Origin of the sequence: Gardnerella sp. DNF00747, assembly GCF_049262675.1 — a bacterium.
GTDB lineage: Bacteria > Actinomycetota > Actinomycetes > Actinomycetales > Bifidobacteriaceae > Bifidobacterium > Bifidobacterium swidsinskii.
In genome coordinates this window covers 273,799-299,205 of record NZ_CP058394.1, presented here as the reverse complement: position 1 = coordinate 299,205, position 25,407 = coordinate 273,799, and the positions used below count along the sequence as shown (strand labels likewise).

Genomic DNA, 25,407 nt, shown 5'->3' with positions numbered 1-25,407 from the left:
TTACCGAATCACTGGTATTCAGGTTCAACAGCAATCTGATCTTCCTTGGCGGACGAATCTGGTCGAGCGCCAATATTGAAGCCAAGATCGTCGGAAGATGAAACTGGGTCGTCCTCTTCATCCTTCATGTCGATTGCAACGCCTTCAGCGTTCAACACTTCAACATTAAGGGAAAGCGACTGCATTTCCTTAAGCAACACCTTGAAGGATTCAGGAATGCCAGCTGGTGGCAGGTTATCGCCCTTGACGATAGCACCATACACGCGCACGCGACCGTCGACGTCATCAGACTTCGTAGTCATCATTTCGTGCAATGTGTAAGCAGCACCATAAGCCTCGAGCGCCCACACTTCCATTTCGCCGAAGCGCTGACCGCCGAACTGAGCCTTACCACCCAACGGCTGCTGGGTAATCATGGAGTAAGGACCAGTGGAACGTGCGTGAATCTTATCATCAACCAAGTGATGCAGCTTCAAAATGTACATGTAGCCCACAGAAATTGGCTTCGGGAATGGCTCACCAGTACGACCGTCGAATAAGGTTGCCTTACCGTCGGAGCCAACAAGCTTGTCACCATCGCGATTTGCGAGTGTTGTAGAAAGCAAGCCCTTCAAAGTTTCTGGGCGCACGCCGTCGAATACTGGTGTTGCAACTGGAGTGCATGGATCGCCATGCTCAGCACCTTGCGGCACGTACTTCTTCCAAGCTGCTTCCAAGTCTGGATCCAAGTTAATATCCCAGCCAGCGTGAGCAATCCAACCCAAGTGAAGCTCGAGCACCTGACCCAAGTTCATTCGAGAAGGCACACCCAACGGGTTAAGCATGATGTCAACTGGAGTACCATCAGCCAAGAATGGCATATCTTCTTCTGGCAAAATGCGGGAAATAACACCCTTGTTGCCGTGACGACCGGAAAGCTTATCGCCTTGCGTAATCTTACGATGCTGAGCAATGTAAACGCGAATCATTTGGTTCACGCCGTTTGGAAGCTCGTCACCGTCATCTTCAGCGTCTTCACGAGTGATTTCCTTAACTGCAATCACAGTACCAGTCTCACCGTGTGGCACGCGCAAAGAAGTATCGCGCACTTCGCGGCTCTTTTCGCCGAAGATTGCGCGGAGCAAACGCTCTTCTGGAGTAAGCTCGGTTTCGCCCTTAGGAGTTACCTTACCAACCAAAATATCGCCAGCTTCGACTTCAGCGCCAATGCGAATAATGCCGCGCTCGTCAAGATTTGCAATCGCATCTTCACCAACGTTTGGCAAATCGCGAGTAATCTCTTCGGAACCAAGCTTGGTTTCGCGAGCGTCGATTTCGTATTCTTCAATATGAATAGAAGAAAGCGTATCGTCCTGCACAAGACGCTGGGAAATAATCACAGCATCCTCGTAGTTGTAACCGTTCCAAGGCATGAATGCAACGAGCAAGTTCTTACCCAATGCAAGTTCGCCCTTTTCGGTTGCAGGACCGTCTGCCAAAACAGTACCAGCTTCAACACGCTCACCATCTTTAATAAGCGGCACTTGGTTGTAGCAAGTAGTCTGGTTAGAACGCTGGAACTTTGAAAGCTTGTAGCTGGACTGAGTTCCATCGTCGTTCATAACGCGAATAATATCTGCAGAAACGTAAGTTACTACGCCCGGCTTTTCAGCCAAGATTACGTCGCCAGAATCAACTGCTGCACGCCATTCAGAACCGGTACCAACAAGTGGTCGCTCCGACTTAATAAGCGGCACAGCCTGACGCTGCATGTTCGTACCCATCAATGCACGGTGACCTTCATCGTGCTCCAAGAATGGAATCAAGGAAGCACCAAGGGAAACCATCTGACGTGGGGAAACATCCATGTAATCTACAGTGCTTACAGGCACATCGACTGCTTCTTCTTCGTCCACGCGAGCAAGTGCTTGAGTGCCAACGAAGTTGCCGTTTTCGTCGAGTTCCTGGTTTGCTTGAGCAATAACGTGCTCGGCTTCGCGGTCTGCAGTCATGTATTCAACTTCGTTAGTTACGTGACCATTCACAACCTTGCGGTATGGGGTTTCGATGAAGCCGAATGGGTTGATGCGTCCGAAGGTTGCCAAAGAACCGATAAGACCGATGTTTGGACCTTCTGGGGATTCGATTGGGCACATACGTCCGAAGTGGGATGGGTGCACGTCTCGAACTTCCATAGAAGCGCGATCGCGAGAAAGACCACCAGGACCAAGTGCGGAAAGACGACGCTTGTTCGTAACTCCTGCCAAAGGATTGTTTTGATCCATAAACTGGCTGAGCTGGGAAGTTCCGAAGAATTCCTTAATAGTTGCGTTTACTGGACGAATGTTAATCAAGGACTGAGGAGTAATTGCCTCTGCATCCTGAGTTGTCATACGTTCGCGCACAACGCGCTCCATGCGGCTTAAGCCGGTACGAAGCTGATTCTGCACAAGCTCGCCAACCTGACGAATACGACGGTTGCCGAAATGATCGATATCGTCAACGTCAACGCGCAACTGCACGTCTTGACCGTCGCGCTTACCTGGGAAGGTTTTTTCGCCGGAATGCAACGTTACCAAGTACTTAATAGTTGCGATAATATCTTCGCGGTTCAAGCTACGATCGCTGTAATCTGCTTCAATGCCGAGCTTGCGGTTGATCTTATAGCGACCAACGCGAGCCAAATCGTAACGCTTTGTGTTGAAGTAGAAGGAATCGAGAAGGTTGCGACCAGCTTCTGGAGTTGCAGTATCTGCAGGGCGAATCTTACGGTACAAATCGGTAAGTGCATCGTCTTGCGTTTCGATAGGCTCTTTTGCGAGCGCATCCAAAACAAGTGGGTATCCTTGGAAAGCATCGGCAATTTCGTCTTTCGTCATGCCAATAGCCATAAGGAATACGATTGCAGACTGCTTACGCTTGCGGTCAACGCGAACGCCTAAAACGTCACGCTTGTCGATCTCAAATTCCAGCCATGCACCGCGGCTTGGAATAATCTTCGCACCGAAAACATCCTTGTCGGAAGTGCGATCCTGCGTGCGATCAAAATACACGCCTGGAGAGCGCACAAGCTGCGAAACAATTACTCGCTCGGTGCCGCCAATAATAAAAGTACCGTGTGGAGTTTGAAGTGGGAAATCACCCATGAAAACAGTTTGGCTCTTAATTTCACCAGTTTCGCCGTTTTCAAACTCAGCATTCACATAAAGTGGAGCAGAATAGGTGTAATCCTTTTCCTTGCACTCGAGCACAGTGTGGCGTGGCTCTTCAAAGTATGGATCAGAGAATGTGAGACTCATTGTCTCAGCAAAGTTCTCAATTGGGGAAATCTCCTGGAAGACTTCATCGAGACCAGAAACATGAGGCACGGTGTGAGTTCCGTTTGCTTCATCTTCTGCAACGCGCTTCTTCCAGCGTTCAGAGCCGATCAACCAATCAAAGCTGTCGGTTTGCACGCCGAGGAGGTATGGCACATCAATAGGCTCACAAATGGAGCCAAAATTCACACGATCTGACGCTTTATGCAACTTAATATCATGTTCGTCAGCACGTGCGATGACTTTCGTGGTGCTCGTCATAGCTTGTTCAGCAGCCAATGGACGTTCCTTTATCACTCGCTAGTTAACTATTTAATCTTTGAAAAACTAAAGAAAATCGCGGCAAACGAAACTGCCAAATAAGCAAGTTGCGATGCGCGGGCGCCTTCTTCGGTTCCATGAGCATGCCCGCTATATGACACACCTTACACAGAACCTCTACTTTACCAAAAACTAAAGACTTCCTTATTAATAAAAAAAGTCCGCTCTAGCGCTTGCAATTTCTGGGATGCTTAATATTCTCTACTTCAGTGGAACGAATATTCGTGTGGTGAGATTTGAGATTTTTCGCACTGAGCGAGGCGAACGTCAGAGCCGTAGGCTGCTGATTCGCCGAGTGAAGAAGAAAAATCGAAAAATCTCTGCGATAAGGCACGGTTATTAACGAATTAGCATGCAGAGTTTGGGGGATTTCTTTACGAGCACTAAAAGAGGACTGCGCATTGACTTGCCGGAGCGCTTAAAGCGTAGTGCGCGGAGGCACTTCAATGCGGAAACTCGCTTAAGTTGGAAGTCCAGTGGACTTCCAACGCGAGTTTCGCAAGCGAGCGTAATAAAACGCGAGCTTATCGTTAAAAAAGTTTAAGAATAGAGCGACGAAGGAACGCTCACGCGCAAAGCGCGCTCGCTACTGAGCTTGCGTTGAAAGCACACCGTGCTTTCAACTTGAGCAAGCTCACGCTCCGAGTTGCTTTCGCGCGCACAATGCTGCGCTCAAGCAGGTCGTAGCACATGCGAAGAGAGAAATCCCCCAAAACTCGCGCCACGGCAAACGATACAAGTTGCGAGTAAACTAAATACGTTACGATTACGAAGTTACGTAAAGATACTTAAAAAGCTAAGGAATAGCATGAATAACAGCGAGAATACGCAAGAAGCCGCAGCCAAAACCGAAAAGCAAACAGAAGCACACAAAGCAGCAGCAAGCCGCGTAGAGCAAATGTACGAGTACGGCTACCGCAAATCAAATTATGGCCCAGACGAGCTTGTAACCGACGCTCACGGAAATCCAATTAGCGTTATGGACGCAATGCTCAGCGCCGACGACGCAGCGCGCGCAGAAACGCACACTCCTCACCTTTGCTTCTACTCCCCTCGTATTCCAGGAAATACAGGTTCCGCAATTCGACTTTGCGCTGTAACTGGCACTATTTTGCACTTGGTTGAGCCGCTTGGTTTTAATTTGCACGATACTAAATTACGTCGCGCAGGCTTGGATTATCACGATATGGCTCACGTTGTTTTGCACCCAAATTTTGAGAATTTAGTTGAGTCAATGCCAAATTCGCGAATTATTGCGTTTACTGCGAATGCTACGAAACTTTACACTGAAATTGAATATAAGCCGAACGATATTCTGCTTTTTGGACCAGAACCAGGAGATATTCCTGATCCAATGGATGTTATGGCAGGCCCGCACGTGGCAGAGCAGGTGCGTCTTCCTATGCGCCCGTCACTTCGTAGTTTGAATCTTACAAATTGCGCTTCTATTGCAGTGTATGAAGCGTGGAGACAACTCGGTTTTACAGGCGGAAAGTAATCACAAAAGTATACGACGTTTACATAATTAAGCATGCAACAAGATTCACAATCTCTCCCCGAAGAACATCTCACCGAAGAAACTTCTCAGCCATTGCGCGAATTGGCAACACTTACGCGCGATAATGTTGCACTTTTTTGGCATAGTTGCGCACGCGATTTGCCTTGGAGGTTTGGGCACACTACCCCTTGGGGTGTGCTTGTGTGTGAAGTAATGAGCCAGCAAACGCAAATGAGCCGTGTTGTACCCTATTGGCTCACTTGGATGCAAACTTGGCCAGATGCACAATCACTAGCTCACGCTACGAGTGCTGAAATTATTACAGCTTGGGGTCGCCTCGGCTACCCTCGACGCGCGTTACGTTTACAATCTTGTGCTCAAGTTGTAGCAACAAGATATCGCAATAAGCTGCCATGCACCTATGAAGAACTTATTGCCTTGCCAGGTGTAGGCGATTACACAGCAAGTGCAATACTCAGCTTTGCTTATGGCAAGCACATTGCGGTGATTGATACAAATATTCGCCGCGTACTTATGCGCGCTTTTACTGGAACTGAATCGCATGGTGGCAGCACAACGCAATCTGACCGCGAGCTTGCTGCCGCAGTATTGCCAGAAGATAATCATGTTACTACTGCCACTGCTAACGCTACTAACACCACCAACACTACCTGCACTTCATCCGTTTGGAATCAGGCAATTATGGAAATTGGTGCTACCATTTGCACAGCACGATCTCCGCAATGCACTGCATGTCCTTTGCAAACATGGTGCCGTTTCAAAGCTGCTGGATTTCCAGGTCTTGGCCGCCATACCCGCCCCCAGCAGCATTTTGCCGGCACTAATCGGCAAGTGCGCGGCATTATTTTGCAGGCATTGCGTGAAGCACATAAAAAACAGCAGGTATTGCAACGTTGCGAGATCAACAATTTATGGTCGAATCAAACACAACTTGGCGAATGCATTGCTTCGCTCGATCATGACAGTCTTATCACTATATTGCCAGATGGCACTTTAACATTACCTTAAGTAACTAACTCATTACGCTGCTTTTGTAACTCTTTAATTAACAGCTTAATTACTTTGTATGAGAGTCTACCTTGTGTAGTGAGTACAGTTCATCTCATCGACTTATGTATTACAATGGTAAATATGTCAATGCCAACTACGTCACCACGTGAGCCGCATCGCAATGCGAGCGCAACATCGGTTCGCAACCCGATGCGCAAACCCGTGCGTAAGACCGTACGTAACATGAGCGCAGCAAAACGAAGAATGTATCGTCGTCGCAGAATTGTTGTCGGTATTGCTTTGTTGCTTTTGATTATGTTGGCAATATTTTGTGTTATTAGCTTGAGCAAGGGTATTGCCGCTATTAGTAAAGCGATTGCTGGTCATGAAGTTACCATTGTTCGTCATTCAGTGCCAGACCCCCGTCCTGTTGGATTAACACCTCATTGCACTGATAAAGATATTCGTCTTGAGCTTTCTACTAAGTCACAAACTGTTCCTATGGGCGGTAGTGTTGAGTTGACAGAACGATTTGTGTACGAAGGAAACTCTTCTTGCCTTATTGACGCATCGGATATGAATGCTGTTCTAACTATTAATAGTAGTGAAGAAGTTACGCAAGGTAAGCAAGCAACTAAAGATAATAAAAAGAAAGATAATAAAGACAACAAAGACTTTAAAGACGCAAGTAAGAGCGTTGACTACTTATCACATGCAGTATGGCGTTCTGATAGTTGTGACACTGCATTAAAGCCGCTGCTTATGGCGAAGGGTGATCATTTCGAAAAGAAAATCACTTGGAATACCAATACTACCGTCGGAAAAGGCTGTGTTGCAGATGACGATTTACCGAAGGTGGATCGCGGCACATACGTTGCGCGGCTTGAGCATAAGCGCGTGCCAGGGCTTCACAGCGAGCCAGTGATCATTAATGTGCAGTAGGATTTATGCGTGCGACGACCTGCCGAAGCGCTGCGCTCGTTTTTGTGTACTTATGTGGGGTGTAAGTCCCCAAAAGCGCGCATGTTCTCCGGCATTTGCGCTGACGACTGCACCAGTAACGAAAAAACGGTGACGCTCGCGCGGGTAACGCGCTCGCTACGAAACTCGCGTTGGAAGTCCCCCGGACTTCCAACTTAAGCGAGTTTCCGCTTTGACCGAGCTTGAAATCCTGTGATTTCAAGCTCGGTCAAAGCGCACGCTAATTCTTGAAGCTGTGTACTGGAGCAGGAATACGTCCACCGCGAGTTACGAAAGCTTCGCAGCTTGTTTGGTTTACTGGCATAATCGGCGCATATCCCATTAATCCGCCGAAGTTCGCCATTTCGCCTACACCTTTTCCAATTACTGGAATAATTCGCACAGCGGTAGTTTTTTGATTAATCATGCCGATTGCAGATTCATCCGCAATCATGCCAGAAATCGTTGCAGCGGAAGTGTTTCCAGGAATTGCAATCATGTCAAGACCGACTGAGCAAACGCAAGTCATTGCTTCAAGCTTTTCAATAGTCAAGCAGCCAGACTTCGCAGCAGCAATCATATTTGCATCTTCCGAAACGGGTATAAACGCTCCAGAAAGACCGCCAACATAGCTACTTGCCATAATGCCGCCCTTCTTAACTTGATCGTTCAGCATAGCGAGCGCTGCAGTTGTGCCGGGAGCACCAACCTGATCCAAACCGATTTTCTCAAGCACTTCGCCAACAGAATCGCCAACCGCAGGAGTTGGAGCAAGCGACAAGTCTATAATTCCAAACGGCACACCAAGCCTACGAGAAGCCTCTTGCGCAACCAACTGACCTACGCGAGTAATTTTAAACGCAGTGCGCTTAATAGTTTCGCACAGAAAAGCAAAGTCTTTTCCTCTAGCAGCATCGAGTGCACTCGAAACAACGCCAGGACCAGACACGCCAACATTGATCACAGCATCGCCTTCAGTTACACCATGGAAACCGCCTGCCATGAACGGGTTGTCGTCCGGAGCATTGCAAAAAGCCACGAATTTAACGCAACCGTAAGAATCGTTTCCAGCTGTAGCTTCAGCAATCTTTTTAATCGTACGTCCGAGCAGCTCTACGCAATCCATGTCTATACCGGTTCGTGTTGAGCCAACATTCACAGACGAGCACACAATTTCCGTCTCACTTAAAGCTTGCGGAAGCGACTCAATAAGCATGCGGTCTGCTGCAGTCATCGACTTTGCTGGAAGCGCAGAATACCCACCAATTAAATCAACTCCAACAGTGTGTGCTGCTCTGTCTAATGCGTGCGCAATTTGCACAAAATCTTCAGGCTTTTTACAAGATGACGCTCCAACAAGCGAAATCGGAGTTACAGTAATTCGCTTGTTTACAATTGGAATTCCGTAGTCGCGCGAAATATCGTTGCCAGTTTTTACTAAATCTTTCGCAAGACGTGTGATTTTTGCTTCAACTTTACAACAAACGTCCTGCACGTTTTCGCAAGCACAATCTAGTAGGTTGATTCCCATGGTGATTGTGCGAACGTCGAGCTGTTCTTACTCAATCATCGAATTAGTTTCGCTTACTTCCATCAGGTTGAGCATTATGTACTTCCTTACGTTTACTTAGATTGCTGCGGATTTTAGATTCTGTGCATTGCAGTGAAAATATTGCTACGCTGGCAGCGAATACGCACGCCAATTTCGTCTCCTAGCGTTTCTAATCCTGCAGCAAAATTGCCAAATTCGCAATCAACAGTAGACACGTCAACAATCATCATCATGTTGAAGAATCCGTCGACAATTGTTTGAGAAATATTCAAAATATTTACATTATGCTCGGCAGCATGTGAAGTAACTTTTGCAATAATACCAACGGTATCGCAGCCGACAACGGTAATAATCGCCCTGAAAGCATCAGATTGCAACGCTTCTTGCGATTCATTATTCTCTGCAACTGCTGTTGCGTTATTGGCGACCATATTTGCCTCCTGCCGTTTTGAACCCGTACGTTAATGCATAAAGTTTATGCATTAACGCAAATTATGCGGTTATTTGTTTCAATTTTACACATCATACGTTTTTATACGCTTTATGCGCTTTTATACATTTTTTATGCGTAAATATTATGCTGCTTCATATCTTCCGGAAGTGCGTTGCGAAGCGACACAAGCGATCCAGAGCGGAACACGGAACGAATGCCAGCAGCAAGAAGCGGCGCAATCGAAAGAACCGTCATATTATCAAGACGCTTCTCTTCAGGCACAGGAACTGTATCCGTCACAATAATCTCGCGAACTCCAGCAGCTTTCAAACGCTCAACAGCAGGTCCAGAAAGCAAAGCATGCGTTGCAACCAAAGTAACAGATTTTGCTCCAACCTCACGCAAAGTACGTACAGCTTCGCAAATAGTGCCAGCAGTATCGATCATATCGTCTACAACAATGCAATCGCGTCCTTTAATCTCACCAATGATGCCGTGAGCTTCAGCATGGTTAGGGCGCGTAATATCGCGCGTTTTATGAATAAAAGCAAGAGGTAAATCTCCGAGTTTTGCAGCCCATTGCTCAGAGACTTTGATGCGACCAGCATCAGGAGACACAATAGTTGCATTATCGAGCTTCATAGAGTTTCGCACATAATCAATAAGCACAGGCATCGCAGTCAAATGGTCAACAGGCCCGTCAAAGAAACCCTGCTCCTGAGTTGCGTGCATGTCAACAGTCAAAATGCGCGTGGCACCAGCAGCGCGGAATAAGTCAAACATGAGTCGAGCAGTAATAGGCTCACGTCCCTGATGCTTCTTATCTTGGCGAGAATATCCAAAGAACGGTGCAACCACGTTAATACTGCGAGCAGATGCGCGTCGCAAAGAATCGACCATAAGCAGCTGTTCCATAATCCAATTGTTAATAGGATTCGTGTGTGCCTGAAGCACAAACACATCCGAACCACGAACAGGCTGAGTAAAGCGCACATACATTTCGCCATTCGCAAAATCGTAGGCAGTAGTCTCAAGCACATCAATACCAAGATACTGTGCAGTCTCATTAGCAAGTTCTGGGTATGCGCGACCCGTAACTAACATCATCTGCTTTTTTGGATTGCCTTCAAGAATTGTTGACATAATTGCCTTCCCGTTTGCAAACTGGTGTTGCGCGACATAGTCGCTTTCTATTTTAGCAGCTTGTGCGCCTCGTACGACACAACAAGCGTTTTATTTTAGCGCGTTACTTTAAAATCATTAAGAACTACGCTTGCAAAGCAAAATCATCATTACGAAAATAAGCCCGAATCCCACAAAATCTGCCCATGAAAAAACAGCTCCAGTAAACATAACAGCAGTAATTGCAGCAGTAACAGGCTCGCTAGCTCCAAGCAAAGTGCCACGAACAGAACCTACTCGCATAATGCCCTCTAAGAACAGCCAATATGCTCCAAAAGTTCCAGCAATAACGGTAAAAGCAAAAAGCAGCATAGCGCGCAAATCTAATGCAGGCATCGTTTCCCACGGTCGCACAAACGGGAGCATAATACAACCAGAAATAATAAACGTAATGCCATTAACAGTCAGATTTCCCCATTTTGCAATCAATTTCACAGGCATAATAGCAAGCGCCGCTGTAGACGCAGCATCTGCAAGCCCCCAAAGCAAACCCATAACAGGCAAAGACAGTGAAGAAAGATTACCACCTGTAGCCATTAAAGCAGTTCCTGCAAAAGCTAGCACAACTCCAATAGTTTCGCGCATAGTTGGCACGCGGCGAGTGTGGAAACACGCATAAACCAAAACAAACAGTAAGTTAAGGCTTTGAAGCACAGTAGCAGTGCCAGAATTAGTCCAATCAATAGTACATAAATACGAAACTTGCGTAAGAAGAACGCACACAATTCCCGTAATAGCCATTGAAATCCAAGTACGACCAGTTTTCACAGCACCACTTAACTGCTTAGGAGTGCAAGCTGCAGCAGTAATGACAAATAACATGCCAGCAGCAATTTGACGAACGCAAGCGATTTGCAAAGGAGATACGCGATACGTCGACATGAGGATTTTCGAAACTGTTGCGTTTGCACCCCAAAATGCGCCACCTAAAAGAGTTAAAAATATTCCTACAAGAATAGCGTTTGTAGAATGATTTAACGCTGGATTAGGTTTATTTGGAGTATCTTCGATTGCTTTTGTTGCAGATTTTGATGTGTCAAAAGTCTTTGAACCTGTTGATTGCAATTTTGAAGATTGTTGCTTTTTTGTTGAAGAGGAATCAATATTTGATGAATCCAAATCATGCGCACTGCTACGCCAAGAAAACTTAACCATTATTAGATTCACCTCGCATCCCCAAAACAAGCAAACATGCAGTAATTATTGCACATCTACTCAACTAATTTGCTGGTAAACAACACTTTAGAAAAACATACTCTACTTGCACACACGAAAGAAATGTATAGTATTAAAAAATTACAATTCAAAATGCGCGCATTAAACAATAAAATCAACGAAATAAACCAAAATAACAACGTGACTTAAGCCATAAACCAACGCACTAGTCATATGAAGGCGGAAACATGCACAACTACGCATCAAACAGTAATATTTTTCAACCACACCACATTTTAGTTACTGGCGGCGCAGGTTTTATTGGATCTAATTTTGTGCATTACATAGCTAAATATCATGTAACGGTTGCTGTTACGGTACTTGATTTGCTTACTTACGCTGGGAATATGGCAAATCTTTACGACTTACCTCAAGATTTTGCAAACAACCGATACGCTTTTATTCGCGGAGATATTCGAGACGAAAATATAGTTGATCAGCTATTAGATCCGCATAATCCAATTAAAACTGCAGAAGGAACAACACTTCCTGCTATAGACGCAATCGTAAATTTTGCTGCAGAATCACACAACGATAATGCAATCGAGTTTTCTGACCCGTTTATAAGCACAAATATTTTAGGAACGCATACACTCATTAAATTTGCACACAAATATAATATTCGCTTCCATCAAGTAAGTACCGATGAAGTTTACGGAGATTTTCCTATTGACAGCGTGCTTAAATTCAACGAGTCAAGCCCATATTGTCCATCTAGTCCATATTCTGCAAGCAAAGCTGCAAGCGATCTCTTGGTAAAAGCATGGTGTAGAACTTACGGTTTGCGCGCAACTATTTCGAATAGCAGCAATAATTACGGGCCACGACAGCATATTGAAAAGTTTATTCCTCGCCAAATTACAAATATTATGTGCAATATGCCAGCAAAATTGTACGGCGTAGGAGATTCGATACGCGATTGGATCCACGTTGAAGATAATTGCGACGCAATATGGCACGTTCTAACGCGTGGAACAATCGGTGAAACATATAATATTGGCGCTAACTGTGAAGTTAACAACATAAATATTTTGCGGATTTTGATGCAACTCATGGGCGTGCCAGAAACAAATATAACGTATGTAAATCCCAGAATAGGCGAGGATAGGCGTTACGCACTAGATACTACGAAAATTCGAACACAATTAAAATGGGAGCCTAAGCACGATAATTTGAAGCAAGAATTGCAAGAAACAATATCGTGGTACGACTCTCACGCCGATTTATGGAAGCCTATTAAAGCGCAAGTCGAGCAGCATTACGCTGAATTAGGGCACTGAATTTGGGTGACGAAATTGCGCTCGACGACCTGCCTGAGTGATTAGAGTGTAACATGCGCGACGTCGGGTAAGCGGCAATCGGGTTTTCGGCATGAAAAAAGGGCTTCTAGCGATTGGCTAGAAACCCTAGGAGCGGAGAATACGAGATTCGAACTCGTGAGGCTGTTACACCAACACGCTTTCCAAGCGTGCGCCATAGACCACTAGGCGAATTCTCCAAACTGCTAACTTAGCAATCAAACTGCTTGCCAAGCAAACAACTTAAATAGAATACCACGAATCGCGGATATTGCAAACTCGCGCGCGCCGACAACCTTTTTGGGGACACTCGCGCAGATCGCGTTCTGCATTAGGGCCGGATTTTGCTTGTTTTGGGACACTCGCGCAGTCAGCAAACTGCATCCGTGTCCCTGATTGCCGTTTTAGCGCGCGCTCAGGTTACGTGCTTTCAGGTTACGCGCGCGGCGGCTAATCGCAAGAACGCCCACCAAACCACCTAAGCCAGCAACGGCGCTACTTGAGATTCGTAAGCGCGCAAAGCCATGTCGATTACGTTGTGCATGTCGTAATAGCTGTAAGTTCCCAAGCGACCGCCGAAAACTGTGCGAGGCTCAGCCGCAGCAAGCTCCGCATAGCGCGCGTACAAGGCTTTATCTGCATCAGTATTCACAGGATAGTAAGGCTCATCGTCGCGAGTTGCAGCGCGAGAATACTCCTGCCACACTACAGTTTCCCCAGCTTTCACACTTTTACCCGGCACGAAAGTTGCGCAATCGTCAGCATCACCACTAGCCTCTCCGCCAACTTCTTCACGCTCTGGATTAAAGTTCTTAAACTCAATCGCGCGCGTAAATGGCACATCAGCATCCGAATAGTTCATAACTGGGCAGCCAAAATGGTCGCTCTCCTCGTAACGCACTTCCTTAAAGTCTACAGTGCGCCACTTCAACTCGCCGAGCGCATAGTCAAAATACCTATCAACCGGACCGGTATAAACAACCGGCACTCCAGCCTCCGCCAACGCGCGCTTATTAAACGGCTGCGACTCGTCGAAAAAGTCTACACCAAGCGAAACGTGAATACGCGGATCGTCAATCATGCGCTGCATCCAAGCTGTGTAGCCGTCCGTTGGCAAGCCTTCCCAAGTGTCTTTAAAATAGCGATTATTGTAGTTAAATCGCACAGGCAAGCGTTTAATAATTCCAGCAGGAAGCTCGGAAGGATCCGTCTGCCACTGCTTTGCCGTGTAGTTTTTAATAAACGCTTCATAAAGCGGACGACCAATTAAGCTAATGCCCTTATCGTTCAAATTTTGCGGATCTTTGCCAGCCAACTCCCCCGCTTGGCTTGCAATCAAAGCCTTCGCTTCCTCTGGCGTGTAGTGCGCGTGGAAGAATTGGTTAATCGTACCCAAGTTGATTGGCAACGGATACACTTCGCCGTCATGAGTTGCGTACACGCGATGCACGTAGTTAGTAAACGACGTAAAACGGTTCACATAATCCCACACACGCTTATTGCTTGTGTGAAAAAGATGCGCACCGTACTTGTGAATTTCGATTCCTGTGCGCTCGTCAAAATACGAGTAAGCATTGCCGCCAATGTGATTTCGAACGTCAATAATTTCAACGCGAGCGTCCGTATGCTCCACTGCTTGCTGAGCTACAGTTAAGCCGAACAATCCTGCTCCAACAACTACTAAATCTGGGTAAGTTGCTGATTTTGCTTTTTCGTACATTTTATTCCTTTATAAGATACGTCTATTTTGAAATTATGCTTTATATATTCCAGTTATTAAGCTATTCCAGTTATTAACATATTCCAGTTATTAACCTAGCATTTCGCTTGTTGCGCTACTTATTTTTAGGAAAATCAACTTTTGGATTAAATCTAATCGCTTTTAGCATTTGACCAATCATTTTGCGGCGCAACTTTCTCTCAACATGCCCTCTTCGCATTTGACGAACTACATTTGCGCAGAAAAGCAAGTATTTTGCTTTACCTTCGTGATGCAAACGGTAAGATGCTTGATTACGCACGCCGTATGCGAATTTCCAAGCATTCTTTTTGTCAATCATTGTAAAGTTCACACCCTTGTTTGCTCCCATGTCATGCATAATTACACTATCGAGAACCTGCACGCCCGGGCATACACGCGTAATACGAAGTGTATATTCGGCATCATCGAACCAAATAAAGTATTCTTTAAATGGCAATCCGTACTTTTCTATAACCCAACGAGGAATAAGCACCGACACAAACGAACAGCTTGTAACCATAACGAGATTGTTAAATCCTTTAGCAATAAGCCTTCCCCAATCCCACGTTGGTACTGGATTGTTCATTTCGCAAATCGATCCGTCCACGAACTTCACCATTGAGCAAGCATACGGAACATCCGCACCAAGCTCACCTACGGCAGCATTAAATCCATCTAGAAGCTTTTCCAAAGCTTGTGGCTGAGGATAGCCATCGTCGTCAAAAATCCACACGAAATCTGCGCCAAGCTCGTACCCTTTACGCATACCAGCACTAAAACCGCCTGCGCCGCCAACGTTTTCTGGCAAATTTACAACAGTAAGATTTACTCGATTCTCCAAATGACCATTCGCAAAATCGCGAGTGTACTCTTCCAAATATTTATCCGTGCCATCAGTTGAAGCATTGTTGACAATGATTAGTTGATTTGGAAGTCGCGTTTGAGATTCTAACGAAGCCAATACGGTTTTTAGTTTCTCTAACCTGTTAAAAGTTACTACAACAGCCGCAACATTAACGCTATCTTTTGATTTATTAGCATCCACTACTTGAGCATTTGACATTACTTGCTCCATTCTTCAAATAACTTAGTAAATAACGTTTCTGCAGATTCGAGTTTTGCAAAATTGCGCAATTTTTCAACTTCTTCTTTTAACAATAATGAACGATATGAATCATTCTCCATAATCTTAAACAATTCCTTTACAGACGCTTTAACAAAACTAGAAGTCATTCTTGGCAATAACGCACTTTTTGCTATAACAGTTTTTTGCGATCCAACATCCGATGAAATTACTGGAACTCCATTAGAAAGCGCTTCAATAGTTGTAAGCGTAATACCCTCGTTTACAGAGCTAATAAGTAGCACGTCCGCATCATCATACGTTTTTTGAGCTGGAATTTTCATAGATCTGCGCTCAATAACGTTTTCAAGACCATACCTAGATATAAGTTCTGAAACATATGTGTCTAATTCGCCATCTCCATGCAAAATGAAGTGGAATTTTCCTGGATATTTTTTGTTTAAAGCTTTTGCAACAAGAACAAACGCTTCTGGACGTTTTTGTCTTGCAATCCTTCCAACAAAAGCAACATTCAGAACATTTTTATTTTTTCTCGGCGATACGCAATCGTTTCCAATTCCAGCAGTAAGACCAATAAGTGGAGCGTCAACAATCTTGGAAGATTCAATACCATGCACATCATGCAACCAATTTTCAAGTTGTGGAGAAATAACATGGTGCAAATCAATCCACTTATCGTGTGTTACAGCTTCATGCGGATATCCTCCACAATTTATGTATTCAACAATATGCAGCGAATCAATAATATGTGTTTCTGGGGAGAATTGTTTAGCCCACCAAATATGGTCGTAAAGCCATTGGCAATGGTGTATTGCTATTGCTTTAATGTCAAATTGCTCAAACAAAGATCTTAAAAGTGGAACATCCGCCCAATATTCTCTAATTGGTGGAGTAAGTGGTAATACAAGAGCATCATCACAGAAATCTTTCGTAATCCACGGCTGGTGACCGTCTCTATCTGTGATAACAATTGGCACAAAACCAGCTTTTTTGGCAAGTTTTATTGTTTCTACAGCCCATCTTTCTGCACCACCAGCTTGCAGCCAATGCAAACCTATAATAATAGCTTTTTTAGCTCCTTCAACTCTTTTAGCAGGAGAAACACAGTCCAATCTAGCATCTTTTATATTTGATAAATCCCAATTTTCTTGTTTTGCAATTTCTCTTTGGTGAGCATTTGCAACATAATCAAACTTCTTTTTATTCCAAGGACAATACGCTTCAACAAGTTTCTTCGAATCACACTCGCGTTTTTTGCGCATTACTTCCCTAACAACATCAAACATAGAAGGTGCGTGTAATTCACACTCTTTGTAAATGTGCTGCTTTAACGTATCAGAAGCCCAGTGAGACATCACATCATCGTCGGTTGCATCATCTGGTGTCAGCAACAAATACCTAACGCCATTATCTTTAAACAGTTTGCCTTCATTCCAAAATTCTTTTGTGTATTCGCTATTAGTTTTAACAGTTGATTGTGCACTAAAAGTTGCGATTGGTTTCAATCCTTCGTTTTTTGTACAAGCACCGTCAAAAACTGAGAAATCAGCTAAACGAGGATACTGCCATTTTTGACCCATGTAAACTTGATATTGCAAAGTTCTAGACGGTGCAGTTAATGAATGATAGTTTATAGCGCCCACAATAAGCCTGCGTTGACGCTCGCTTAAAGAGTCTATATAAGTTTTTGCATTAACATCTAGATTAAAGAAATTCATTACTAAAACACCCTTATTTTTAGCCTTTAGCACATATAAAACCAGCAATAAATAAAGCTAGCATTTATAATGCTTTAAGCAAGTAAAAGTCATTGCATTGTCATTTAAGAGCGCATACTCACGGTTTTGACTATCTCTTACAGCAAACATGCACGAATTACTGTCGTTAGTAAACGCAACCATATCTGTTAATTCAGGATCAGTTTTGCTTCTAGTACGAAGAGAGGCAACAAGCTTAAATTCGCCATTATTTAAGATTTTAAGAGGCACTTCAAATTCAACTTTTTGTCTTCCTGTTCCTTCGAGCTCAATTTTATCTGCTCCAGAATCATACGTGATTCCTCCACGTTTTATGTCGTGCATTGCTACAGCTATAAAATATTTCCCAGGCTCATTGAATTCATATTCAATAGCAAAACGGAATTTTTCTTTACAATTAAGCAACTGCTTACTCAAAGGAACAATGCGCATAAATGGCACTCGCTCATTCAAGCCAACAGCATAACTATCTTCACTTTCTCCGCCATTTTGGCTAGAAAGATTTTCTAGAGTATAACGATTTGCAACATCGTCTTTATCTCCGTTAACAATCACTTCGCCATTCTTAATAAGAATAGCTTTATTGCAATAACGCTTTACTGCGTTCATATCGTGCGTAACGAGAATAACTGTTTTACTTACGTCTTTTTTAACCTTTGCAAAATATTCATCGCATTTTCTTTGAAAAGCTTCATCTCCAACTGCAAGAACTTCATCAAGTACTAGAATATCTCCCTGAGCTTGAATTGCAACTGAAAATGCAAGACGCACTTGCATACCAGAAGAGTAGTTTTTAAGTTTTTGATCCATAAACTCTTCAAGTTCTGCAAAATGCACTATATCGTCATACATGTTTTCAATTTGCGAGCGCGTAAAACCTAATAGTGCTCCATTTAAAAACACGTTTTCGCGACCGGTTAGTTCTGGGTTGAAGCCTACGCCAAGCTCAATGAATGGCACGAGTTTTCCGTTGACGTGTATGCGTCCGGAGTCTGGTACGTAGATTCCAGAGATGAGTTTGAGTAGGGTTGATTTGCCGCTTCCGTTGCGTCCTACGATGCCGAAGAAGTCGCCTTTGCGTACTTCAAAGTTGATATCACGCAGAACGTGCTGTTCTTTGTAGCCTTTGATACCACGCGTCCAATTAATAAACGCCTGTTTCAAACCGCTTGCTTGCTCAGTTGGTAGCTTAAAGTATTTGCCTACGTGTTCTACTGAAAGTACGACTGGTTGCAACTCTTCTTTTTCAGTATTTGTCAACTCAATCTCGCTCATTACATCACCTCAGCAAACTTACGATTGCACTTGCGGAACACTGCGACGCCGAGCACACACAAGATTACGGTTAATACTACCGGAACCATCATCAGCAAAGGAGACCCTACTAAATTCCACACAGTAGGCTGAGTAAGAGGTGCTACAAGATTGTGGCGCAAATCTTGAATACATTGTGCAATAGGGTTAAGTAACTGCACTTTTGCAATAACCGTTCCCCATCTTCCTAAAGAATTATTACCAATCACCATGCTTAGAGGGTAAATGATTGGCATTGCGTAAAACAGTACTTGTTGCGCCACGTCCCACAAGTGCGCAATGTCGCGAAAATACACGTACATAGTTGCTAGCAGCAGCGTTACGCCTAATGCTAATGCGTACAACTGTATACAATTCAAAGGAACTAATAGCACCCACCACGTAAATTGCACGCCTGAGCAGATGGCAAAAATGATTACTACCACAAGATTTATTGCAAAACTGATTAACGCGCCAACAGTTGCCGAAACCACCACAATATAGTTAGGAAAATGGATTTTACGCAGCAAATCTCCACGGTCTACCACCGCACGTAAACCAATCGAAGTAGCCTCGCCAAAGAACTGCCATGCGCTAATGCCAAGCAAAAGCACAACTGGATAGGTGGGCGTGCCATCCGACATTCGCAAAAACTTTGCAAACACTGCATACATTACGCAAAACAGCATAAGCGGTCGCAAAACCGACCACGCAACTCCCAAGAAAGACCCTTGGTAGCGCAATTTGAAATCAGTTTTCACCAGCTCTTTAAGAACCACCCACGAATAGTGGTATCTTGCGCGCAACTTATCTACAATGTTTTTCACAAGATATATAGTTTACCAGTTACTTACTCCATTTTGGATTGCGAATCCGTTTTGTGCACAGAACATACGCAATTGGCGACATGCTCCAAAGTTAGCGCAATTCGGTTGGAAATTGGTTTGATAACGAGATCTATTACAACTGCAACAACTGAAAGTGCTGCGTACGTACAAATTAAAGTAATTGCGTAAAGTAGCACTATGAGTGCGCTTGAGGAAGTTGTAGGAAGCATCCACGCCACGAACGTCCACAACGCTATGAAAATAAACATGTGCTCGTGAAGAAGGTACACTCCGAAAGTTGCTTTGGAAACGCGCAAAATTACAGTTCTTGCTAGTCCTTTAATTCGCAACATATTTATTCGGTGTACGAGAATGAAAATACACATTGCAATAATCATTGGCAGTATTCCAATGCCGCCGTGGACCTGCTGATCCCACGTAAGAACTCGCACAAACTTATTTCCGGACGAAGCAACATAGTCGAAAGCGAGCATAAGAACAGTAGATATTGCTACGCACGCACAAAGTCGCTTCGTAGTAAGTTTTTTTATTCCGCTACCGTACTGCGCAATAAAAGCTCCGGCTAAATATCCAAAAATTGCGTAAATAATATCGTTCCAAGTATAATTTTTGCCAAAATATAGCGGAATAAGTGAGATTGACGCAAGAAGTACCAGCAGCATAGCATGATTGCGCTGAGTCATGTGACTTATAAGAATGTTGATAAAAGGCATGAACATGAGCATGATTAAGTACGCGCTCATGAACCAATAGCTTCGGTAAGTAAATGGCGTCACATTCCACAACAGCGTGTAGACAAGTTCTTTTCCGTGAAGTAAGTTGCTCAAATTTTCCGGAAGTAAGCCAAAGCAGTCTGCTACGAAGGTTACTGCCAGCACGATAATGCAGTAGAAGAACATTTGCACCCACGCTGCAAAAACGCGTCGGTAGCGGAAGGTTTTGCGACATAAAAAGTAGCCGGAAATAATAAAGAAGGTTGAGACACCAACTTGACCGTATTGTACGACTAAGAATTTAAGTGCTGAACGCAAGCCTGGAGCCGGCAAAAGTTCCATATTGAAACTGTGCTCGCGAATGTTCAAATGTATGATCATGTGGCAGGCCACAATCATAAGCATTGCAATAATTCGCAAGACTTCAACTTGCAGGTCTTTTTGCGTGCCATTTTGCAGGTCTTTGCTCGATTGTAATACCGCTTGAGCTTGTGCAGAACACGCTACTTTTTGCGCTGGTTGTTTCTGTTCTACTACCATATTTTTCTTCTTCAAAATTTTCTTCTTCAAATTATCTGAATTGTAATTTACTAATAGTAACCAAATTGCAACTGATTCGTCTGTTACGTAAGTGGCGAGAACCAGGATTCGATACTTCTGTATATGCTCGGCCTAGTACCTTGAAGGTCTGAGTATCGTCCGTTAGCAAGGAGGTTTAAGGAACACAAGCTCACGCTGGAAATCACCAGAATAATCAGAACTTTGTGCATTAACTTAAGGTTGGCTTTAGAAGGCAACTCCTCGCCTGTTTCGTTGACGCAATCAGAAGGAACGTCAACCATGTGCACACAAGACGAGACTTTGTCTATAAGACTTGCAATCACCATAATTGCACACAACGCTAGCAGCCAGCCGAAATCACTAAAGTACCTGCTGGAAATTCCTACCACTTCCGCATCTAATACCATAAGCAGTATCGACAACGTTAAGCCGAGCGTAAAGAATCCAGCAAGCTGCTTTTTGCGTAATTGTTGCTTTACTACCGGGTACAGTACTACGGCTGCGCATACAGGAGAGTAAGCGAGTAGGCCTCCAAAGAATGGCTCCATAATGATTTGCCCGTGGAACATTGACGGCAGCACGGATTGTTCCATAAACGGAAAAACTGGCGTAATAGTAATAGGCTGGAACAGGTACATCCATACTCCCCATGGGATTCGCGCCCAAGAGTAGGAGCGGTGAACCATGTCAAAACCGGTGAGATTGTAGGTTGCACCAAAATCGAGTGGAGAACCGAAACGCGCGTAGTTGTACCAGCAGGCGGCTAAGCCTATAAGAATCATTGGTGCGATTACGCATATAGTATTGATTACGCTGCTCCGTTTGAAGGCAAAAAATAGACGGTACTTTACGATTTCTTCCTTAAAAATTACAAAAGCAAACAATGACGCCAGAATAAATTGCGGCCTACACCCTAGGTTTAGTGCAATACATACTGCTCCCAGAATGAGTAGTGACTTCCGTAAGTACGGGGTTTTAGAAAGAGTATCTTGAGTAGTTCGCGCCTGTAGCCACAATCCCAGTCCTAAGCAGGTGAAACACAATGATGACAGCATAGGAAGCGAGTAGATTTGCGGCAGATACGCCTGAATTAGCACTCCACTGGACATGAGCATAACGAGATGCGACAGCACGAGGAAACCGAAGGATCGCTTTGGGAAGAAGCGTCGAAGTAATTGCACCATAAGATAGATAGAAGCAATTGCGAAAGCGACAGCAAAGAAGGCGACGGCGTAATCTGTACGCAAATCATGACCGGTAAGTACTTTGAACGGCACAAAAAGTAACAGTGCCGGAAGTACGCCGAAGTAAGTAAAGTAGTGGCTTCCGTGGAACGCATAATCCCAGTAAGTTGGTTGACCAGTTTTTATCGACATGGCGTAGCGCGCGCCTGCATCGTAAGGGTTGCTCATATTCGGCAGCCAGTCAGGAACCGGCAGATCCAAGTACAGGTGACCTTTGAGCAGACTGTTGGCGAGGTGATTGTACTGGTTGGCGTCACATATAAAGCCGCCGTTATTACACACACCAGCTGTAAACATGTGTTGAGTACCAGTAACTTTCGTTACTCCAATAAGTATTGCGCACTGCACTAGCACTAACGCAACAAGCCACAACTGCTGCTTACGCACGCGCAAATCAAGCGCTTCTTTATAAATGCGCGAACGCGGAGCCAACACGTATATCGCATAAGCAATAAGCAACAACATCACGACGCGAACAAGCGAAATATGCAACGGCCTACGCTGATTCAACGCAAGATTAGCAATTGTAAAAGAATCACCTTTCTGAAGCTTCGTACTCAAACGCAAGCCCGCAACTTTATCAACCGCATGCACACGCACATACTTCGTATCGTTCACATTCGACGTAACAGGCTGAGACGCAACTTGAATATAAGAAGCACTGTTGCCACCATCCAACACATACACAGCAATATCGAGTGTGCGAGTGTGAGGCGAACGCGTATCGACGTAAATATTATTTATTTGAGAAGGCTGAGCGTAATGCAATTGTATGTATTGATCGTTTTTGCCGGTAACTGTGTACACGTCGCCGTGACGCATCAAACCTGCACCGGTTGAAACTCTCTGAACAGGAGTTGGCTTGAATCCTGACGATTCGATTGCCGGAAAGTTGAACCATACAAGTTCCAGCAGAAGCACAATAATAAGCGGCATAATTAGCGATATGCGTCGTAAAACAGAACGCATAGCGCGAGCACAATCGCGACTGCACTGTATCGCACTGCTTATTGCACCACTTATTGTGCTACTTACTGCACTACCCGCCATCGTTACGTTTCTTTCTGCCGCCACATCATTTACAGCAGTCGCATTACCGTTACTATTGCTCGTATCGCCCATATGCACACCTGTTAATTCCTTCGTACTATTGCCATTCTTAACGTTACTGTTTTGTAGAGTTACCGTTTTGTAGCGTTACATAACTCACTCAAGTCTGCCACAATCGATCGCATACGGATTTGAACGAATATCCTGCTCGATTACATCGTCAGTATGACTGCTATGCAAGGATTCGCAGTCAACATGACGGAAGTGCGTAATAATATCCGACGGCAGCTGATAAATATCACCATACACGCGTTCCAAAATATCTTCCGATAACTGCGGTATAGCAACAGAAAAATCTTCAAAAGTTGCCATTTTTACTGGAAACATTTCGGCACATCGTGCAATATACAAATTCTCAGCATCAACATTATCCAAACCGTACACCACGTTGCGCGCGCAAGACTTACTCACCACAAGCCCCTGGTTTACAGCCTTCTTTTGGAAACTCTGAAAAATCTGTTCAATATCAGCAGTGTATTCGCCGCCCTGCTCAACATAACCGCGGTCAAGCCATGTGTTGAAAAAAGTCTGCGAACGCAACTCTTGCTGCAAATCCTTACGCAAAGACACAAAACTCTGCTGCTGTTCAGACGTCAAATCAGGCGCGTAATCGTAGAAGAAAATATCCAAAAAACAAGGATTACTATTATTCGCGTAACGGAACCGCAACTGACGGCAGCACACGTACGGATCGTACACGAGCACCGCACGGTAGCGCGCGCACAACGCGGCATCCTCACGCAACATCGTTAACAGCTTATCGATATCCTCTCGCATCATACCCAAGTCAACATCGTCATCCCAAGGAATAAACCCACGATGACGCACGCAACCGAGCAGCGTACCAAAATCAGCCCAATACTGAAGATTATGCTGCTGCGCAATCTGCGTAAACTCGCTCAGCAGCGACGCGCAACCACGTTGTATAACGCGCATAGAACCTGTAGCTTTCGGCAAACTAAGGAAGAAACGCTTATGTGCATCCACGCTACTTTCGCCATCTTTCCTATAGTTTGACCAAGCCATAATCGAAGACTGCTCACGATTCGTCAAAATCTCCGCACGCAACGACTTCTCAACGTTATACTGTCCAACCTCAAGATGAGCGCAGCGAGCGTCGACACATTCTTGCAATCGAGAAATTTGCGTTTGAATAGTGCTCAGCTGCTCGCGCACTTCCACAATAGAGCGTTTTGACGAAGGGAGTCTGCCTATTATCCAACTCACTATGCGACGTAACTGCGAAACCATAAGTTCATTACTCCCTCATTATTTAAAAACATACTTGCTATAGCGTACTGCTATAAACTGTTGCCACAATGCAATACAGGTTTATCATACTCCGTTGCGATTATTTTTCGGAAGCCACCACTACCGTCCCCGCAATTATCACCACGCAACAAACCCACGCAATAAGCGGCGGAATCGTTTGAGAAAGTAACGCTGCTGCAATCATGCTCCACACCGCGTACGTAATATTTCCAGCCATAGCGCGCGTCGCACCAACCTGAGCAATACCGCGGTAGTAGCACAAGTAGGAAGCAGTACCAAGTAACGCTATAAATATAGCTAACGCAATAAAGCCAGCTGATTGCATAATCTTTACACTAAAAACCGGCAGTATCGTACACAACGGCACAATGAGTAAGGCGTACGACAGTGCGGAAACAGTTTCGCGCACGTGCAGCATTACTTCGTCGTCCACGCTTTGCTTTCTGGTAGCCCACGCGCAAGCAACGGCTTCACTTCCCCAACCAATAACACTGAAAATAGCCGCAATCAAACCTAAGATTATGCTGCCTGGAGAGAAGACAGTTGCGGTTGAAGATTCCACGCAAGAACAGTAGCCAAGCACTCCTACCGCAATAAGCGTTACAGCAAAAGCACAATATTTCAACGCATTTAAGCGTTCGCGCAACACAATAGAAGAAAGCACTATGCCAAAAGCCGGGTACAGTGCGGAAATCGCAGCAGCGTAACCGGCACCAATATTGCTTGCCGCAATAGCGTAACCGGTCATACCAATTGGGCCTCCAAGAAGCGAACTCAACACAATAGGCACAATCAATTTCGTACGTTTGCAAAGAGCAACAGTTTCGCGCAACTTTGAACGACAAGCCATATAAATCCACAATATTACAGCGCACACAACGTCGTGAACGCAAGCGCCCACAACGCCCACATACCATACTGCAGAAGGTGTTAAACCATGAACAGATAACGCAACCAATACCGCAAGCAAAGCAGTATCAAGTCCCCAAAGCAGTCCGCTTATTAAGGAATATTTCAT

General features: G+C 44.7%; 18 protein-coding genes and 1 tRNA gene. 4 read left to right on the top strand and 15 right to left on the bottom strand.

Annotated features, from left to right (window positions below; genetic code table 11):
• Nucleotides 1–8: 8 nt before the first annotated feature.
• Nucleotides 9–3,557, bottom strand: a complete 3,549-nt coding sequence (rpoB, locus tag HXT32_RS01105; protein ID WP_033888523.1) for a DNA-directed RNA polymerase subunit beta — start codon at nucleotides 3,555–3,557, stop codon at nucleotides 9–11.
• Nucleotides 3,558–4,425: 868 nt separating this feature from the next.
• Between rpoB and HXT32_RS01100 the strand changes: the two genes are divergently transcribed.
• The 3 genes from HXT32_RS01100 to HXT32_RS01090 all read left to right on the top strand — a co-directional run bounded on the left by HXT32_RS01100 (nucleotide 4,426) and on the right by HXT32_RS01090 (nucleotide 7,068).
• Nucleotides 4,426–5,115 (top strand): tRNA (cytidine(34)-2'-O)-methyltransferase, encoded by a 690-nt coding sequence (locus HXT32_RS01100; RefSeq protein ID WP_012914445.1) that lies wholly within the window; start codon nucleotides 4,426–4,428, stop codon nucleotides 5,113–5,115.
• Between the two features lie 33 nt (nucleotides 5,116–5,148).
• Nucleotides 5,149–6,144 carry an A/G-specific adenine glycosylase gene (locus HXT32_RS01095; RefSeq protein ID WP_103013911.1) on the top strand — a complete coding sequence of 332 codons (996 nt, stop codon included), beginning with the start codon at nucleotides 5,149–5,151 and terminating at the stop codon, nucleotides 6,142–6,144.
• A 114-nt stretch (nucleotides 6,145–6,258) separates the two neighbouring features.
• A complete protein-coding gene (locus HXT32_RS01090; RefSeq protein WP_244261708.1) occupies nucleotides 6,259–7,068 on the top strand; it encodes a peptide ABC transporter permease in 810 nt (269 codons plus the stop codon).
• Between the two features lie 259 nt (nucleotides 7,069–7,327).
• Here the strand turns inward: HXT32_RS01090 and HXT32_RS01085 are convergent, their stop codons facing one another.
• From HXT32_RS01085 to HXT32_RS01070, 4 genes are all read right to left on the bottom strand, one after another.
• Entirely contained in the window at nucleotides 7,328–8,623 is a 1,296-nt protein-coding gene (locus HXT32_RS01085) for a PFL family protein (protein ID WP_422119865.1), read from the bottom strand.
• A gap of 107 nt (nucleotides 8,624–8,730) precedes the next feature.
• Complete coding sequence (locus HXT32_RS01080) at nucleotides 8,731–9,069, bottom strand: ACT domain-containing protein (RefSeq protein WP_012914449.1); 339 nt, start codon at nucleotides 9,067–9,069, stop codon at nucleotides 8,731–8,733.
• Between the two features lie 131 nt (nucleotides 9,070–9,200).
• A complete protein-coding gene (locus HXT32_RS01075) occupies nucleotides 9,201–10,214 on the bottom strand; it encodes a ribose-phosphate diphosphokinase (RefSeq protein WP_422118995.1) in 1,014 nt (337 codons plus the stop codon).
• A gap of 117 nt (nucleotides 10,215–10,331) precedes the next feature.
• Nucleotides 10,332–11,408, bottom strand: a complete 1,077-nt coding sequence (locus tag HXT32_RS01070) for a DMT family transporter (protein WP_422119860.1) — start codon at nucleotides 11,406–11,408, stop codon at nucleotides 10,332–10,334.
• A 248-nt stretch (nucleotides 11,409–11,656) separates the two neighbouring features.
• Between HXT32_RS01070 and rfbB the strand changes: the two genes are divergently transcribed.
• Entirely contained in the window at nucleotides 11,657–12,748 is a 1,092-nt protein-coding gene (rfbB, locus tag HXT32_RS01065; RefSeq protein ID WP_422118994.1) for a dTDP-glucose 4,6-dehydratase, read from the top strand.
• Between the two features lie 133 nt (nucleotides 12,749–12,881).
• Here rfbB and HXT32_RS01060 read toward each other — a convergent pair.
• The 10 genes from HXT32_RS01060 to HXT32_RS01015 form a co-directional block, all read right to left on the bottom strand.
• A tRNA-Ser gene (locus HXT32_RS01060) sits at nucleotides 12,882–12,966 on the bottom strand.
• A 278-nt stretch (nucleotides 12,967–13,244) separates the two neighbouring features.
• Nucleotides 13,245–14,486: a UDP-galactopyranose/dTDP-fucopyranose mutase family protein gene (locus HXT32_RS01055; RefSeq protein WP_422118993.1), complete on the bottom strand. Its 1,242-nt coding sequence runs from the start codon at nucleotides 14,484–14,486 to the stop codon at nucleotides 13,245–13,247.
• Between the two features lie 115 nt (nucleotides 14,487–14,601).
• Nucleotides 14,602–15,570 carry a glycosyltransferase family 2 protein gene (locus tag HXT32_RS01050; RefSeq protein ID WP_064621478.1) on the bottom strand — a complete coding sequence of 323 codons (969 nt, stop codon included), beginning with the start codon at nucleotides 15,568–15,570 and terminating at the stop codon, nucleotides 14,602–14,604.
• Complete coding sequence (locus HXT32_RS01045) at nucleotides 15,570–17,309, bottom strand: glycosyltransferase (protein ID WP_102155637.1); 1,740 nt, start codon at nucleotides 17,307–17,309, stop codon at nucleotides 15,570–15,572. Before HXT32_RS01045 ends, HXT32_RS01050 begins: the two co-directional genes overlap by 1 nt.
• A 57-nt stretch (nucleotides 17,310–17,366) precedes the next feature.
• Nucleotides 17,367–18,623, bottom strand: coding sequence for an ABC transporter ATP-binding protein (locus HXT32_RS01040; protein ID WP_102155635.1), 1,257 nt, complete (start codon nucleotides 18,621–18,623; stop codon nucleotides 17,367–17,369).
• Complete coding sequence (locus tag HXT32_RS01035; RefSeq protein ID WP_004109231.1) at nucleotides 18,623–19,468, bottom strand: ABC transporter permease; 846 nt, start codon at nucleotides 19,466–19,468, stop codon at nucleotides 18,623–18,625. The genes HXT32_RS01040 and HXT32_RS01035 overlap by 1 nt, the downstream gene beginning before the upstream one ends.
• A 23-nt stretch (nucleotides 19,469–19,491) precedes the next feature.
• The gene (locus HXT32_RS01030; RefSeq protein ID WP_415697831.1) at nucleotides 19,492–20,742 is read right to left on the bottom strand and encodes an acyltransferase family protein; all 1,251 of its coding nucleotides are present in this window, start codon (nucleotides 20,740–20,742) and stop codon (nucleotides 19,492–19,494) included.
• An 83-nt stretch (nucleotides 20,743–20,825) separates the two neighbouring features.
• On the bottom strand, nucleotides 20,826–23,129 hold the full coding sequence (locus HXT32_RS01025; RefSeq protein ID WP_415697830.1) for a hypothetical protein: 2,304 nt from the start codon (nucleotides 23,127–23,129) through the stop codon (nucleotides 20,826–20,828).
• A gap of 84 nt (nucleotides 23,130–23,213) precedes the next feature.
• A complete protein-coding gene (locus HXT32_RS01020; protein WP_116440669.1) occupies nucleotides 23,214–24,368 on the bottom strand; it encodes a LicD family protein in 1,155 nt (384 codons plus the stop codon).
• A 100-nt stretch (nucleotides 24,369–24,468) separates the two neighbouring features.
• Nucleotides 24,469–25,407, bottom strand: a complete 939-nt coding sequence (locus tag HXT32_RS01015; protein WP_422118992.1) for a DMT family transporter — start codon at nucleotides 25,405–25,407, stop codon at nucleotides 24,469–24,471.

Bases quoted from the DNA above. Each gene is read 5' to 3' on its own strand.
- HXT32_RS01030 (WP_415697831.1), bottom strand. From the start codon at position 20,742: ATGGTAGTAGAACAGAAACAACCAGCGCAAAAAGTAGCGTGTTCTGCA.
- HXT32_RS01040 (WP_102155635.1), bottom strand. From the start codon at position 18,623: ATGAGCGAGATTGAGTTGACAAATACTGAAAAAGAAGAGTTGCAACCA.
- rfbB (WP_422118994.1), top strand. From the start codon at position 11,657: ATGCACAACTACGCATCAAACAGTAATATTTTTCAACCACACCACATT.
- HXT32_RS01020 (WP_116440669.1), bottom strand. From the start codon at position 24,368: ATGGTTTCGCAGTTACGTCGCATAGTGAGTTGGATAATAGGCAGACTC.
- HXT32_RS01050 (WP_064621478.1), bottom strand. From the start codon at position 15,570: ATGTCAAATGCTCAAGTAGTGGATGCTAATAAATCAAAAGATAGCGTT.
- HXT32_RS01095 (WP_103013911.1), top strand. From the start codon at position 5,149: ATGCAACAAGATTCACAATCTCTCCCCGAAGAACATCTCACCGAAGAA.
- HXT32_RS01100 (WP_012914445.1), top strand. From the start codon at position 4,426: ATGAATAACAGCGAGAATACGCAAGAAGCCGCAGCCAAAACCGAAAAG.
- HXT32_RS01015 (WP_422118992.1), bottom strand. From the start codon at position 25,407: ATGAAATATTCCTTAATAAGCGGACTGCTTTGGGGACTTGATACTGCT.
- rpoB (WP_033888523.1), bottom strand. From the start codon at position 3,557: ATGACGAGCACCACGAAAGTCATCGCACGTGCTGACGAACATGATATT.
- HXT32_RS01075 (WP_422118995.1), bottom strand. From the start codon at position 10,214: ATGTCAACAATTCTTGAAGGCAATCCAAAAAAGCAGATGATGTTAGTT.
- HXT32_RS01070 (WP_422119860.1), bottom strand. From the start codon at position 11,408: ATGGTTAAGTTTTCTTGGCGTAGCAGTGCGCATGATTTGGATTCATCA.
- HXT32_RS01045 (WP_102155637.1), bottom strand. From the start codon at position 17,309: ATGAATTTCTTTAATCTAGATGTTAATGCAAAAACTTATATAGACTCT.
- HXT32_RS01055 (WP_422118993.1), bottom strand. From the start codon at position 14,486: ATGTACGAAAAAGCAAAATCAGCAACTTACCCAGATTTAGTAGTTGTT.
- HXT32_RS01025 (WP_415697830.1), bottom strand. From the start codon at position 23,129: ATGGGCGATACGAGCAATAGTAACGGTAATGCGACTGCTGTAAATGAT.
- HXT32_RS01090 (WP_244261708.1), top strand. From the start codon at position 6,259: ATGGTAAATATGTCAATGCCAACTACGTCACCACGTGAGCCGCATCGC.
- HXT32_RS01080 (WP_012914449.1), bottom strand. From the start codon at position 9,069: ATGGTCGCCAATAACGCAACAGCAGTTGCAGAGAATAATGAATCGCAA.